Origin of the sequence: Jeotgalibacillus campisalis (assembly GCF_000829515.1) — a bacterium.
GTDB lineage: Bacteria > Bacillota > Bacilli > Bacillales > Jeotgalibacillaceae > Jeotgalibacillus > Jeotgalibacillus campisalis.
In genome coordinates this window covers 63,610-78,500 of the sequence record NZ_JXRR01000015.1, presented here as the reverse complement: position 1 = coordinate 78,500, position 14,891 = coordinate 63,610, and the positions used below count along the sequence as shown (strand labels likewise).

Annotated in this window: 10 protein-coding genes; 1 reads left to right on the top strand and 9 read right to left on the bottom strand. The window is 44.7% G+C overall.

Annotated features, from left to right (window positions below; all coding sequences use genetic code 11):
- Nucleotides 1-157: 157 nt before the first annotated feature.
- From KR50_RS11320 to KR50_RS11295, 6 genes are all read right to left on the bottom strand, one after another.
- Nucleotides 158-2,887 carry an NTTRR-F1 domain gene (locus KR50_RS11320; protein WP_052477025.1) on the bottom strand — a complete coding sequence of 910 codons (2,730 nt, stop codon included), beginning with the start codon at nt 2,885-2,887 and terminating at the stop codon, nt 158-160.
- Between the two features lie 202 nt (nt 2,888-3,089).
- Nucleotides 3,090-4,442 carry a collagen-like protein gene (locus KR50_RS17980; protein WP_198134247.1) on the bottom strand — a complete coding sequence of 451 codons (1,353 nt, stop codon included), beginning with the start codon at nt 4,440-4,442 and terminating at the stop codon, nt 3,090-3,092.
- Nucleotides 4,443-4,731: 289 nt separating this feature from the next.
- Entirely contained in the window at nt 4,732-7,050 is a 2,319-nt protein-coding gene (locus KR50_RS11310) for a collagen-like domain-containing protein (protein WP_198134246.1), read from the bottom strand.
- Nucleotides 7,051-7,357: 307 nt separating this feature from the next.
- Nucleotides 7,358-8,056, bottom strand: a complete 699-nt coding sequence (locus tag KR50_RS11305; RefSeq protein ID WP_041058475.1) for an N-acetyltransferase — start codon at nt 8,054-8,056, stop codon at nt 7,358-7,360.
- Nucleotides 8,049-9,137, bottom strand: coding sequence for a Gfo/Idh/MocA family protein (locus KR50_RS11300; protein ID WP_041058473.1), 1,089 nt, complete (start codon nt 9,135-9,137; stop codon nt 8,049-8,051). Before KR50_RS11300 ends, KR50_RS11305 begins: the two co-directional genes overlap by 8 nt.
- The gene (locus KR50_RS11295) at nt 9,131-10,243 is read right to left on the bottom strand and encodes a DegT/DnrJ/EryC1/StrS family aminotransferase (RefSeq protein WP_041058471.1); all 1,113 of its coding nucleotides are present in this window, start codon (nt 10,241-10,243) and stop codon (nt 9,131-9,133) included. The genes KR50_RS11300 and KR50_RS11295 overlap by 7 nt, the downstream gene beginning before the upstream one ends.
- A 181-nt stretch (nt 10,244-10,424) precedes the next feature.
- Between KR50_RS11295 and KR50_RS11290 the strand changes: the two genes are divergently transcribed.
- Nucleotides 10,425-11,756, top strand: coding sequence for a nucleotide sugar dehydrogenase (locus KR50_RS11290; RefSeq protein ID WP_052477022.1), 1,332 nt, complete (start codon nt 10,425-10,427; stop codon nt 11,754-11,756).
- A gap of 126 nt (nt 11,757-11,882) precedes the next feature.
- Here KR50_RS11290 and KR50_RS18295 read toward each other — a convergent pair whose 3' ends face one another.
- The 3 genes from KR50_RS18295 to KR50_RS11280 all read right to left on the bottom strand — a co-directional run bounded on the left by KR50_RS18295 (nt 11,883) and on the right by KR50_RS11280 (nt 14,740).
- Nucleotides 11,883-12,032, bottom strand: coding sequence for a DUF3934 family protein (locus tag KR50_RS18295; RefSeq protein ID WP_084215573.1), 150 nt, complete (start codon nt 12,030-12,032; stop codon nt 11,883-11,885).
- Nucleotides 12,033-12,195: 163 nt separating this feature from the next.
- On the bottom strand, nt 12,196-13,215 hold the full coding sequence (locus KR50_RS11285; RefSeq protein ID WP_408606154.1) for a serine hydrolase domain-containing protein: 1,020 nt from the start codon (nt 13,213-13,215) through the stop codon (nt 12,196-12,198).
- 61 nt (nt 13,216-13,276) lie between these two features.
- On the bottom strand, nt 13,277-14,740 hold the full coding sequence (locus tag KR50_RS11280) for a PAS domain-containing sensor histidine kinase (RefSeq protein ID WP_052477017.1): 1,464 nt from the start codon (nt 14,738-14,740) through the stop codon (nt 13,277-13,279).
- Nucleotides 14,741-14,891 lie beyond the last annotated feature (151 nt).

Here is a 14,891-nt window from a genome sequence, read left to right as displayed (position 1 = left end):
TTTCATATTAAAAGCTTCATATTATCTTATGAAAATTTCATTTTGTTTGTTTAAACATTTGCCCTGTCGTAATTTGATTATTTAAACTGTAGAGAAAATCTCTATATACTAAAAAAGTGCAGAACATACTCTGCACTCTTAAATATTGATCCCATTTTTACGCTAAGCTAAATAGTATGGTTTTAGGCCCTGTCATCAATGTTGATCCTGAATTTACGAAATAATAATTTGAGGAAGTGTCTAAAACAAGCGGTCCATCCCAGGTTATCGTTCCGAACTGGGTATTAAAAACCCCTACTGGCGGTACATCCGATATCGCTGATGTGACTGTTACACCGCTTCTGATCCAAGAATCAACGATATTGGAATACCCTGTGAAAACCATTGTCCCGTCTACTCTTGTGTCGACCATACGGTTAATTCTCATTCCAGGTTTATTAATAATATTGATTCTACTATGGTAAATATAGGTGTTAATTTGACCCTGTGTTGGATTAACTGCGTCCCCTAAAATACTGCCTTGAACTCTAGCGTTTAATAGTTGGAATTCGATTGTACTGAACGGATCTGGGAGATAAACGTTCTCGAATACTATATTGCCGCTAATAATTGCGCCATCTGTATAGTTTGTGTGAGTACTAACTGAAGTACCATTATCAAATGTTCCGATAACTGTTACAGGACGAGCTTGGAAGGCCGGACCTTGAAGGTTGTAGAAACTTTCTAGGTTACTATCTGTTTGAATTGTTATATTTCTAGTAACAGAAGAATCAAAAAATGCTAAATCTCCACTTCCAAGCACCCAAGGGCCAAGACCAAGCAATTGAACATGTCTGGCAGGTGGTATTACGATATTTTCGTTGAATACTGAATTTGCTGCAATTAATATTACAAGACGTGCTCTCATGCCGAAAGTTGTTGCAAATGGACTGGTTGTAGCAGCAGTTATAGCAGCCTGTAAAGAACTAAACGGATTTTCAGGTGTACCATCCCCTGGACCTACAGCACTTGAGTCAGCCCAAAAAACAGTTTCCTCTCCCCATTCGAAAATCCCCGGTCCGGTCGCTCCGGTTACTCCTGTGACGCCAGTTACACCAGTTATTCCTGTGGCTCCAGTGATTCCTGTTGCTCCTGTGGCTCCAGTTGCCCCTGTTGGTCCAGTTGGTCCAGTTACACCAGTAGCTCCTGTGGCTCCAGTGGCTCCTGTGACTCCGGTTGCCCCGGTTGCTCCAGTTGGTCCGGTTGCTCCAGTTGGTCCGGTTGCTCCAGTCACTCCGGTGACTCCTGTTGCGCCTGTTGCGCCTGTTGATCCTGTGACCCCAGTCACACCTGTTGCCCCGGTTGCTCCAGTTGGTCCGGTTGGTCCGGTTGCTCCAGTCACTCCGGTTACACCAGTTACTCCGGTGACTCCGGTTGCCCCTGTTGCACCAGTTACTCCAGTTGCCCCTGTTGGTCCAGTTGGTCCAGTTACCCCTGTGACTCCAGTTACACCAGTGGCTCCTGTGACCCCGGTTGCTCCAGTTGATCCTGTGACCCCAGTCACACCTGTTGCCCCAGTTGCCCCGCTTGCCCCTGTTGCACCAGTTACTCCAGTTGCTCCCGTTACTCCGGTGACTCCGGTTACGCCTGTTGCTCCAGTTGGTCCTGTGACCCCAGTCACACCTGTTGCCCCGGTTGCTCCAGTCACTCCGGTTACACCAGTTACTCCGGTTACACCAGTTACTCCGGTCGGTCCAGTTGCCCCGGTTGCTCCTGTAGCTCCCGTGGCTCCTCCGCCTGGACCAATTGGACCGGTTGCACCTGTTACACCTGTTGCTCCGGTTGCCCCAGTGACTCCCGTTGCTCCAATAGCTCCTGTTACTCCGGTTGCGCCTTTGGCTCCAGTTGGTCCAGTTACCCCTGTGACTCCTGTGACTCCAGTCACACCTGTTACTCCGGCCGGTCCAGTTACTCCGGTCGGTCCAGTTGCGCCGGTTGCTCCTGTAGCTCCCGTGGCTCCCGTGGCTCCTCCTCCCGGACCAGTTGGACCGGTTACACCTGTTACACCCGATGCTCCGGTTGCCCCAGTAGCTCCTGTTACTCCGGTTACTCCTGTTGGTCCAGGCAGTCCGGTTACACCAGTGACCCCTGGTTCTCCTGTTGCTCCTGTTGCTCCTGTTGCCCCAGTGACTCCAGTTGCTCCAATAGCTCCTGTTACTCCGGTTGCGCCTTTGGCTCCAGTTGGTCCAGTTACCCCTGTGACTCCTGTGACTCCAGTCACACCTGTTACTCCGGCCGGTCCAGTTGCTCCAGTTGCTCCTGTTACACCCGTTGCTCCGGTTGCTCCTGTGATTCCTGTTACACCAGTTGAACCAGTTACTCCTGTCACACCTGTTACTCCCGTTGGACCTGTGGCTCCAGTAGCTCCGGTTGGCCCCGTTGTCCCTTCAACAGTTAAAAGGGCTACATCATCGACTAAAATTGAGGAACTGTTTGAAAGTGTAAGTTTTTGTATGAGGAGAACGCCAAATGCAGCACCTGCGGGAGCCAGACTTGTTGTTCCATATGCTTCTAACCATATTCCTGAAGGAGGAAGTCTGTTTGTTTGTAAATTTATAGACGCACCTCGTCCCAAGTAGTTAAAAGCTGCATCATAGTAATCTAGCAGAATAACGATAGAGGGACTTGCATTATTAGTAGTTTTTGAAAAAGAAGCGATCACTTCAAACCTTTCTCCAGGATTAATGTTCACTGTTTGTGAAATTAATGCCACTGAAGGCGATGATAAAAGTGCGCTATATATACCTGTATGACTTCCCTGCGAAGTAATAAAAGCGTTTAATCCTGTCCATGGCGCAAGAAATCCCGTTTCAAAGCCTCCATTAATTACTCTATTTTCAATGGTCACTTATTCACATCCTTTCATCCAAATTTCGAGCATTGATAAAGATTCGGAGCTCCCTAATAGTATATGAACTATAATAATTTCTGCATAAGTAGATAGCCTTTACTTTAGATTTCTTTTATTTTTTAAGTTTATATGGGAGATTTATAGAAAAAGAAGTAAAAAGGCAATTCAGCGTATGCTGAACTGCCTTTGGGATCGTTCTTTAACTTAATGCAATTACGTTGAGTGCTCTCGTGCTGGCAGTAACCGTGAGAATATTCGTACCAGTTACAGTTAATCTGATTTCATAAGTGTGGGCACCTGCATCTGGTGTATCAAACCATGTTAAATTTGGTATATCACTAAATAATCGGACAACCGCAGCTGGTTTCTCTCCTTCATTTGACTCAGAAATAGTTGCAATAACCGCACCGTCTCTAAAAAGTGAGTAATCAATAGTGTATTGGAAAGTAGTACTTAAACCTGCTACTATATCAACCTCTACCATTGAATCAATTTTTAACGTTTGAGTGCCATCAGTATTTACGTTTACTTCAAGTACTGAGGTTTCTGTATCTAAATCAACCAGCACGCCATCTTGAGTTTGATCGAATGCAGATAAACCGATACCTCCAGCTGGGCCTGTCGCGCCTGTTGCTCCGGCTGGACCAGTTGCTCCTGTTACTCCGGCTGGACCAGTTGCTCCTGTTGCTCCGGCTGGACCAGTTGCTCCTGTTGCTCCCGCTGGACCAGTTGCTCCCGTTGCTCCGGCTGCGCCTGTTGCTCCTGTTGCTCCGGCTGGACCGGTTGCTCCCGTTGCTCCGGCTGGACCGGTTGCTCCTGTTGCTCCTCCTGCTGGACCGGTTGCTCCTGTTGCTCCGGTTGGACCGGCTGCTCCCGTTGCTCCTGTGGCTCCAGCTGCGCCTGTTGCGCCTGTTGGACCGGCTGCTCCTGTTGCTCCGTCAGCGCCTGTTGCTCCGGTTGGACCGGCTGCTCCCGTTGCTCCTGTGGCTCCAGCTGCGCCTGTTGCGCCTGTTGCGCCTGTTGGACCGGCTGCTCCTGTTGCACCAGCTGCTCCCGTTGGACCGGCTGCGCCTGTTGCTCCTGTTGCTCCAGCTGCTCCTGTTGCTCCAGTTGCACCTGTCGCTCCCGTTGCTCCGGTTGGACCGGCTGCTCCTGTTGCGCCTGTTGCTCCAGCTGCTCCTGTTGCTCCAGTTGCACCTGTCGCTCCCGTTGCACCCGTTGCTCCTGTTGGACCTGTTGGACCTGTTGGACCCGCATTCCCACTGATGTCAGTAACTTTCTTTAGCTTATTGTCTAGCAATAGCTCCTTTTTCATTGCAAGCTCAAGCATCTCTTGAACGCTTTCATTTACCTGCAATATTTCCGGAAGTGTTGCGGCAGACGTAAGACCAGGTAAAGTTCCAAGTGCGTACTGAAGTTTTTCTCCTTCCGCATTAAGGATATGCGCCAGACTTATTTCTTCCATAGCAATTGAAGCCAAAAGTAAATTAATTACTTCTTCTCTAGTGAGGCTGATGTTCGGGGAAATATTGGGGATGTTTGGTTGTGACATTGGATTTCTCCTTTCTTTTTTCTATTAGAGTCATTTAATTCTTATTTAAAAAAGCTAAATCACTCTCCCCTAGTCTATTCATAAATGCAGAATATGGTATAAGCTAATCACCTTAATATACAGAATTAACATCTTTTCATATACATCTCTTTACATCTATGATTTTGGAAAAAGAAAAGAAAACAGCCACTCGTTTGCGTGGCTGCCCAGGTGGTTCAAAGATTAATTTAGTTTTTTAAAAATCATATTCAGGTTGTTAAAATATCTTGCTTCGCTCATAATTTACAACTTATATACCCGCAATCCATGGTGAAAGTTGAATAATATCTGAGGTGTTAATCACTTGCCCTACGAATAATACAGGTAAATTCTGCGCTCTGAAATTTATAGGTGAAGCTGGTGCGATCCCAGTTAAACCAGTACTTCTTCCACCTAAAAATGCACCATTTACTTGGTTGTAAACGACAAGATAATAAACGCTATTTTCAGAGAGAGTTATTGGAGTTGTTAAAGGCAGTATAAACAATCCTGCGGTTAATGAAGTGGCCACTCTTGTTACAGCAATTACATTTGATGTAGTAGCATTCACAGGTTGAAGTACCGCCATTTGGAAATTTCCTGTTGTGCCTACTTGAGTTACATAAGCAGATAACCTCGTTATGGTTATCTGGTCGCCGCTATAAGCAAGTGCACCAAGTGCCTGTGTGTTGCCCCCGCTTACATTAAACGGAATTGCAGAATTGATATCCCCAAGTTTTACTGTTTCTATAAAAGAGTTTGTACCAGCTGCTCCGGTTGCGCCTGTGGCTCCCGCTGCTCCAGTGGCTCCGGTTGCGCCCGTTGCTCCGGTTGGACCGGTTGGACCGGTTACTCCAGTAGGACCAGTGGCTCCAGTTACTCCGGTTACTCCAATTGCCCCTGTTGGTCCAGTTGCTCCTGTTGCTCCTGTTGGACCGGCTGCGCCTGTTGCTCCAGCAGCGCCAGTGACTCCGGCTGCTCCGGTTGCTCCTGTTTCACCTGTTGCTCCAGCTGCTCCCGTGACTCCGGCTGCTCCTGTTGCTCCTGTTGCTCCTGTTGCTCCCGTGGCTCCTGTTGCTCCAGCTGCTCCCGTGGCTCCTGTTGCTCCAGCTGCTCCCGTGGCTCCTGTTGCTCCCGTGGCTCCGGCTGGACCAGTTGCTCCGGTTGCTCCTCCTGCTGGACCGGTTGCTCCTGTTGCTCCAGCTGCTCCTGTCGGACCGGCTGCGCCTGTTGCTCCGGCTGCTCCCGTTGGTCCAGCTGCTCCTGTTGCTCCTGTTGCTCCTGTTGCTCCAGTTGCGCCTGTGGCTCCTGTGGCTCCTGTTGCTCCAGTTGCTCCGGCTGCGCCTGTTGCTCCGGTTGGACCGGTTGCTCCTGTAGCACCTGTCGCTCCAGATGCTCCGGTTGCTCCTGTTGCTCCAGCTGCTCCCGTTGGTCCAGCTGCTCCTGTTGCTCCAGATGCTCCGGTTGCTCCTGTTGCTCCTGTCGGACCGGCTGCGCCTGTTGCTCCGGCTGCTCCCGTTGGTCCAGCTGCTCCTGTTGCGCCTGTGGCTCCTGTTGCTCCAGTTGCTCCGGCTGCGCCTGTTGCTCCGGTTGGACCGGTTGCTCCTGTAGCACCTGTCGCTCCAGATGCTCCGGTTGCTCCTGTTGCTCCAGCTGCTCCCGTTGGTCCAGCTGCTCCTGTTGCTCCAGATGCTCCGGTTGCTCCTGTTGCTCCTGTCGGACCGGCTGCGCCTGTTGCTCCGGCTGCTCCCGTTGGTCCAGCTGCTCCTGTTGCGCCTGTGGCTCCTGTTGCTCCAGTTGCTCCGGCTGCGCCTGTTGCTCCGGTTGGACCGGTTGCTCCTGTAGCACCTGTCGCTCCAGATGCTCCGGTTGGACCTGTGGCTCCGGATGCTCCGGTTGGACCCGTTGCACCTGTTGCTCCTGCTGATCCGGTTGCGCCTGTGGCTCCTGTTGCTCCAGTTGGACCCGTTGCTCCCGTGGCGCCAGCTGCTCCGGTTGCTCCGGTTGCACCTGTGGCTCCAGTTGGACCCATTGCGCCTGTTGCTCCTGTTGGACCTGTTGCGCCTGTTGGACCCGTTGCGCCTGTTGGACCCGTTGCGCCTGTGGCTCCTGTTGGACCTGTTGCGCCTGTTTGACCTGTTGTGCCGGTTGCACCTGTCGCTCCAGTTGGACCTGTTACACCTGTTGGACCCGTTGCGCCTGTGGCTCCTGTTGGACCTGTTGCGCCTGTTGCTCCTGTTACTCCAGCTGCGCCGGTTGGACCTGTTGCGCCTGTTGGACCAGTTGGACCTGCATTTCCACTAATGTCAGTAACTTTCTTTAGCTTATTGTCTAGCAATAGCTCCTTTTTCATTGCAAGCTCAAGCATTTCTTGAACACTATCATTTACTTGCAATATTTCTGATAATGTTGCCCCAGTTGTAAGCCCAGGTATCGTTCCAAGTGCATATTGAAGTTTCTCTCCTTCAGCATTGAGAATATGCGCCAGGCTTAACTCTTCCATGGCAATTGAAGCTAAAAGTAAGTTGATTACTTCTTCACGAGTAAGCGTAATGTTGGGGGAAATGTTTGGGATGTTTGGTTGTGACATTGGATTTCTCCTTTCATAATTTAATTGAATAAAAAGCCGAATTAGCCATATTTATTCCTCCTTATTCTATTCAGCATTACTAGATTTGATATAGTCTTTTAACTTGATAATAATAGAACAAAGATATTTATTTTTACTTATTACTTACAATCCATCTTAAAATTGATAGAATATAACATTTAATTCATCCTGAGTCACATCTTAACCTTCCTTCTACTCATCCATCCTAAATCGCTTTTCTTAATAAGCCCTTAATCTGCCCTACGCATAAAAAAACAATGCCAGAAATCAGCATTGTTTAATTTTTTTAAGTCCTCTTCAATGGTTTTGCGGGATTTCCTGCAACCGTTTCTTTCTCTGCTACGTCTTTTGTAACAACTGCACCGGCTCCAACGATGGATTCTGCCCCAATTGTGATAGCAGGAAGCAATGTTGCGTTATTCCCGATTTTTGCGCCTCTTTTGATAATAGGCCCCTGATGAGGATAGTTTCCTTTCCCCATATACTTGTCATTAGAGGAAGAAAAACAGGGTCCGATAAAGACATCGTCTTCTATGATCATATCCGCTGTAATATAAGAGCCCGTTTGAATCGTTACTCTTTCTCCAATTTGGGTTTTGTTTTCAACGACGGCGTTTCTGCCGATGATCGTATCATTGCCAACACGGACATTTTCTCTGATGCTGGCAAGGTCGCCGACGAGAACTCCTTCATATAAGATGGTGCCGCGGTATATCACGCAATTACTTCCAATGATTGAGTGAGGGTGGATGATTAGCGGAGAAAGATCAACAGGTGGTTTTCTTGCCATTTTCTTGTTTCCAGCTGGAGACCTTCCCAATGAGGTCAAGTCGTGAATGTGGACATGGTCTCCGATAACAGTATCCTTTTTTATGACAACATGATGACCTATGACGACATCACTGCCTATTTTCACGTTTTCTTCGATTACTACGTTTTCACCAATCACAACTCTGTCCCCAATTTGTGCAGTTTGATCAATCATTTGAATCCTCCTTCCTTTTTGGGGCTGCCATTGAAGCGGTGGAAAAAAGAACTAATGGAAGCTGAACTGGCAATCCGGTTTTGCTGGATTGATAGAGAGCAAAGATGGCTTCTAAGGCTTTTTTCCCTTCTGCCGCATCCATTCTGAGAATGTCCACACGGTCTTCAACGGCATTTATAAAATGCTGATACATAATGAAATGTTCATCTTTTTTGGCACATAGCAGCTCAAGCTCTTTCACTAAAGATTCCTGGTTTTCAATAAAGCAGTGTTCCAGTTGATCAAAGCCTTTCCCGCCGAGCGTAATGGATCCTTTTTCAAAAAAAAGTGAAAGGGAGTACCCTTGATTTGAAGGCTTTGTAATGGAATTCACTTCGATCACGCCTTTCGCCTGGTTTGTGAAGTGTAGAATCCCAGCTGCAACATCTTCTGTTTCTTTGTGGGAGTGGACTGAAGCGATATCTCCATAAACGCTTTGCACGTCCCCAAGAAGCCAGATTAAAAGGTCTACCATATGAATTCCCTGATTGATCAGCATCCCGCCGTCCTGATCCCAGCTCCCTCTCCAGGCTGCTGCCTGATAATAGTCCTCTGAACGATTAATTCTGACATTGACGCTTCCCATACATGGCTTTCCAAGAAACCCAAAATCGATGATCTCTTTGATTCTCGATAATAGAGGTCGAAAGCGCAGTTGATGACAAACTAGCACACGCTTATTTTTCGAAGCGGATAAAGAAATAATTTCGTCTGATTCTTGAATAGAAAGAGCCAGGGGTTTTTCAATAATGACATGCTTCCCTGCCTTTAACGCTTCCTTGGCAATTTGTGCATGGAGACCGGAAATTACTGCAATTAGGACGATATCGATCTCTTTATTTTGAATAAGCTCCGAATAGTTGCTGTGCTGCTGTATAGGACTAGACGGTGTTTTATATTTTCTATAATAATCACAGGCTGCCTGCATTCGGCTTTGCTGAACGTCACTGACTGCACCCAATTCCACTCTGTCCATTCGAAGCAAAGTATCTAAATGCTTCTTTGAAATATAACCGCAGCCGATTACACCAATTCTCAACATGAGAAAACCTCTTTATTATTTAGGAAAACGTTCACTATTTTAAGGTGATCTTCTTTGAGCATAAACGGATGAAGCGGAATAGCCAGCAGCGTTTCGCTCAATCGCTCAGCAACAGGGAAATCTCCTTTTTGATGCCCTAAATGAGTATATGCCTGCTGCAAATGAAGACAGCAAGGATAGTAGATGCCGCTTTGAATAGCATTTTGTTGCAGGAGTTTCGCGATGAGATCACGCTTATTGGATTGGATGCAGTATAGATGATAGACATGATGATTATTTTGAGCTGCGTGAGGTGCTTTTATAGAGGGGATTGTTTTTAGCATGAGATCGTAAATTTCAGCTATTTTTGTTCTCTTGAGATTCCAATTGTCTATATTTTTTAGACAAATAAGTAAAACGGCAGCGTGCAGCTCATCTAACCGGCTATTGTAACCGATTTCCTGATGAAAATATTTCTTATTGCTTCCATGAACACGTAATGAGCGCAGTTTTTCTGCGAGTAATGGATCAGAGGTTGTAATGATTCCTCCATCCCCTAAAGTTCCAAGATTTTTTGTTGGAAAGAAAGAAAAGCAGCCTGCATCACCCAAGCTTCCCGCCGGTTTTCCACCCTGCTTCGCTCCGAATGCCTGACATGCATCTTCGATTACAAGTAAGTTGTGCTTGTTTGCAAGTTCGTTGATGGCTAACATATCTGCACATTGGCCAAATAAGTGTACGGGGATGATTGCTTTTGTTCGCTTAGTCAATTTTGCTTTTATTTTATCTGGACATAAAGTATACGTATCTGGATTTACATCAGCGAAGACAGGAATGGCTCCGACTCTCGAGATCGCTTCTCCTGAGGCAAAAAAAGTAAACGGAGAAGTAATCACCTCGTCTCCTTTTCCAATACCATAAGCCTCTAGGGTTAAAATTAACGCATCGGTTCCATTCCCCACAGCGACTGCAGAGGAGACACCCAGTTTTTGCGCTATATTCTTTTCCAACTCATCCACTTTCGGTCCTAATATATAACTGCCGCTTTCTGTGACTTCTTTCATCGCTTTCAGGATCTCACTTTGTATAGAAGCAAATTGCTCTTTCACATTCATTAAGGGAATCATCCGCCTGCTCCTTTAAATATGAATTTGTATCTATTTATTCTATTGCCTTACTGAATATCGGTGACGATTTCATTAAAACGAAGCTTATTTGATCTGCCCCTTTTCAGCCGATCTTGTAACTCCCTTTATAAAAATGCATATAAAAAGTAGTATCATTGTTTTTTATGAAAGGAATTACATTATGCCTCATTCAACTAATAGGAAGAATCAAGAAAGTAAGAAAGCATCTCATGAAAAAAGACGTGTTGCTGTTGTTGGTTTAGGTTATGTGGGGCTGCCGGTAGCAGTTGGTTTTTCGAGGAAATACGAAGTCATTGGGTATGATGTGAACGTCTCAAGAATTAACGCACTGAAGCAAGGTCATGATGCAACTGGCGAACTGTCCTCTGCAGAATTAAAAAGCGCAGCCATTCACTTTACAGCTGACGCAGAAAAATTAGGCACATGTCATCTCATTATTGTTGCTGTCCCTACCCCCATTACATCTACTAATGAACCCGATTTGACTCATTTAAAAGAAGTCTCCCGTACACTTGGAAAAATTATGGCTGATGGTGTGATTATTGTTTATGAATCGACGGTTTATCCTGGAGCAACTGAAGAAGTATGTATTCCCCTTTTAGAAGAAGTCTCCGGACGGACTGCTGGAAAAGATTTTTTTGTAGGCTATTCGCCGGAACGAATAAATCCAGGTGATCAGGAGCATACCTTTACTTCTATTAATAAGGTAGTCGCCGCACAGGATGAAAAGACGCTTGAAACCATTCATGCGTATTACCAAAGCGTCATCGATGCAGATGTTTATAAGGCGTCTTCCTTAAAAGTGGCTGAAGCAGCAAAAATCATTGAAAATACGCAGCGTGACATAAATATTGCGTTAATGAATGAAATTGCGATGATCTTTAGAGAATTAGAGATTGATACTTTCGAAGCCCTTGAAGCAGCCAGTACAAAGTGGAACTTCCTGCCCTTTTATCCCGGCCTTGTGGGTGGTCACTGCATCGGCGTTGATCCATATTATTTGATATACAAAGCAAAAGCTGCTGGATATCAACCCCATTTTTTATGTGCTGCAAGAGAAGTAAATGATTATATGCCCGAATACATTGTTAAGTCTCTTTTAGAACAGGTCGTAATGCAAAAAATGAATACCAAGGATCTCACCGTCACCCTGTTGGGCATCACATTTAAGCAGAATATACCGGACATCCGTAATTCGAAAGCGCTAGAAATTGCAGAATTGCTGCAGAATTTGGGCATCCGGGTTCAGGTTTGCGATCCTCATGTGAGCGTGGGACAATTTAAAGATGGTTTCGAGATCGACTTGCGCAAACTGGAAGAATTGGATAAAGCAAATGCCGTTATTTTAGCTGTGCCTCATGAACTTTTCACCGAGCTTCCTGAAACGTACTTTACAGATTTGCTGAAGGACCAAAAAGGAATCATCATGGATATTAAAGGAGCATTGACTCAACCGAAAGTCGGGAAAGACGTGAAGTTATGGAAGTTATAGTTTTTAAACGCAGAAGGGCCTTTGAAAGATGAAAAAGCATAGCCGCAAAAATGGGCTATGCTTTTTACCTATGCTATAAAATTATTGTCACGACCTATTTTAAGATGACTGCTACCATTCAACTGGCTATTCTTCAGACGGATTTGGCTGATTTTTTGTTCCTTTACTCTTATAAGGCTTAAAGCTTTTCGCTTTTTTTGCCCCGGCCTGCCAGCGATTCCATCCTTTTTTTCCGGTTCCGCTGCCAGTTCCGCTTTTTTTCTTTGGTTTACTCATCTTCTCACCCTATTTAAATTGGTATGCTTTATGATTACATTGTGTCATTACGCGAATATAATCCTTTTCGAAATCAAGTGCGACATCGAAGTCCTCTCAATAGAATACCACAGAAACGGCATCGTTTGGAAGAGGCGGGGTCACACTATGGGGAGAGAGTGCATCAGAAACGTTTGCCAGTGCTTTTCATACATTCATTTTCAATCGCAAGTGTAACATTCCTCGGACCATCTTCTTTATTCGACAGGATGACCAGCTTACTATTAGATTGTGGGTATACAGATGAACAAAAACTAATACCAGGGTCATAGCCCATCACATGAAGTTTGAAAATGGAGCCGTTCTTTTCATTCATCCATATCCCGTACCCGTATTTCACTTCCGCCTTTACATCTACGTGCGGATGCAGAAGTGTTTTAGTCATCTCTTCACTCAGCAACTCGTTTTGTAATAAGGCTTCCCAAAACTTCATCATGTCAGGTGCAGTTGTATAAGCTCCCCCATCTGCCCCGCCTTTTATAGGAACGGAGTAATGATTTGTTCTCCATGTTCCGTTTTCATGATCATCAATATAGCCCAATGCTGTATTGGCGGGCAGCTGATCCATTGAAAAATAGCCTGAATCGTACATGCCACATTTCTTAAATATCTTCGATTCTATGTATTCAGTGAAACGCAGCCCTGTTTGCTGTTCGATGATTAACCCTAATATAATATAACCGGCATTATTATAATGAAATCTCTCACCTGCCGGAAACATCATGTGTTTGTCTTGAAAAAGGGGTAAGAAGTCTTTTAATCCTTTCATCTTGTAGACAGGGAGATTTTCCCACAGTTCCTCATAATCGTCCATCTCTTCTTCATCAAAGTAATCGGGTATTCCGGATGTATGGGTCAATAAATGATGAATCGTTATATCCTCATCAAAGTTTGGAAAACTCCTATCTAAGCATTGACTTATAGGCGTTTTAAAAGAGATAATTTCTTCTTCAACAAGCTGGCAAATACCTATAGATGTAAACAGCTTACAACCTGATGCGATTCCAAATCGTGTGTAAACGGTATTTAGCCGTTGCTCTGCCCGATTTGCATACCCCCTAACTGTTTCAGAAAGGATCTCTTTCCCCTGCTTCAGATAAACGACACCCGAAAAATCTGCCTGGCTGCTGCTCTCTGAGATCATTCTATTTAACTCAGCCTTGTTTTCTGGCACAACATTCTCCCCTTTTTAAACCTAACCGTATTCAGGAAGTATACGGCAGTGTTATACGTATCATCGTTCCCTCATTCACCTTACTGTCAATCACCATGGAGCCATGATGATTTTTTATAATCGTAAAACATACCATCATGCCAAGTCCATTGCCGGTTTCCTTTGTTGAAAAGAAAGGATCGCCAATTTTTTTTATAATTTCATTTGGAATTCCCGTTCCTTCATCGCGCACGATGATTTCAACACTATCGCCTTTTACTTCAACTTCGATGTGAATATTACCGCCATCTGGCATCGCTTCGATCGCATTTTTTAATATGTTAAGAAATACTTGCTTCATTTGATTTTCTTCACACTCTACTTCAATGGTTTCATCATGTACATCGAGCAGGATAGAAACATTATGTAAATTCATTTCTGACTTTAAAAAGGTTCGAACTCTTTCAATAATCGGGATGAGCGGCTTCATTTTAAGTTCGATTGCCTGAGGCTTCGCAAGCACCATAAATTCGCCAACTATAAAATTGATTCTTTCTATTTCTTCAAGTAATAACTTTAAGTATAATTGCTTTTTGTAATCAGTTTCTGCTTCCATTAAAAATGCAGTAAATCCTTTTAAGGTCGTAAGCGGATTGCGAATCTCATGTGCAACACCTGCAGCAAGCTCACCGATCGCTGACAGCTTTTCGCTTCTCAGCAATAATTCCTCCGCTTTTTTCTGCTCCGTGATATCATTTCGAATCGCAACATACTTATACGGTTTTTCATTTTCATTCAAGAAAGGCACGATGGTCGTGTACACCCAATAATAGCTGCCGTCCTTTGCTTTGTTCTTGATCTCACCTCTCCAGATTTCCCCCTGACCAATCGTTTTCCAAAGATTCCTAAAGAACCCTTGAGTGTGATAAGAGGAATTTAAGATGCGGTGGTCCTGTCCAATTAATTCTTCGCGCTCGTACTTCGAAATGGCACAAAACGTATCGTTTACATAGGTAATGGTTCCTTTTTTGTCAGTCATCGCAATAATCGAAGACTCATCTAGCGCGAACTTGATGTCCGATAGTTCTTTATTAGAGGTATCGAGTTTCATTAAGGTTTTTTTGAGCGTATCTTCAGTTTGTTTACGTTTTGTTATGTCCTTCCGGATCGTAACGTATTGGTACGACTTCCCTTCTTCATTTAAAAATGGGACGATTGTATTGTCCGTCCAGTAATAGGAGCCATCTTTGCATTTATTTTTTATCTCACCCTTCCATATCTTCCCGCATTGAACCGTTTTCCAGAGTTCTGAAAAAAATTCTTTTGGATGGTAGTCAGCATTAAAAATTCGATGGTTTTTTGACAGTATTTCATTTCTATTATATTTTGAAATTTCGCAAAATTTATCATTTGCGTAAATAATGGACCCATTAATATCCGATATATCAATAATAGTGGTCGTATCAAGCGCAATAATAATATCAGCCAAACTCCTCAAAGAATTTAATGGTTCCAACAGATTTCCTCCTCCCTGTTTATATACTATCATTTTTTGTATATTTGAAAAAATTAAACTATTTTGTCTATACTCGATTTTTTATCTACAATAAACGATAAATTCTGCTAGTTAGCTCTTCTTTACAGTATCATTTATCCCGGGAAACGTA

Coding starts and splice junctions, on each gene's coding strand:
- KR50_RS11290 (WP_052477022.1), top strand. CDS start 10,425: ATGCCTCATTCAACTAATAGGAAGAATCAAGAAAGTAAGAAAGCATCT.
- KR50_RS18295 (WP_084215573.1), bottom strand. CDS start 12,032: ATGAGTAAACCAAAGAAAAAAAGCGGAACTGGCAGCGGAACCGGAAAA.
- KR50_RS11300 (WP_041058473.1), bottom strand. CDS start 9,137: ATGTTGAGAATTGGTGTAATCGGCTGCGGTTATATTTCAAAGAAGCAT.
- KR50_RS17980 (WP_198134247.1), bottom strand. CDS start 4,442: ATGTCACAACCAAACATCCCCAATATTTCCCCGAACATCAGCCTCACT.
- KR50_RS11295 (WP_041058471.1), bottom strand. CDS start 10,243: ATGATTCCCTTAATGAATGTGAAAGAGCAATTTGCTTCTATACAAAGT.
- KR50_RS11310 (WP_198134246.1), bottom strand. CDS start 7,050: ATGTCACAACCAAACATCCCAAACATTTCCCCCAACATTACGCTTACT.
- KR50_RS11305 (WP_041058475.1), bottom strand. CDS start 8,056: ATGATTGATCAAACTGCACAAATTGGGGACAGAGTTGTGATTGGTGAA.
- KR50_RS11285 (WP_408606154.1), bottom strand. CDS start 13,215: ATGATCTCAGAGAGCAGCAGCCAGGCAGATTTTTCGGGTGTCGTTTAT.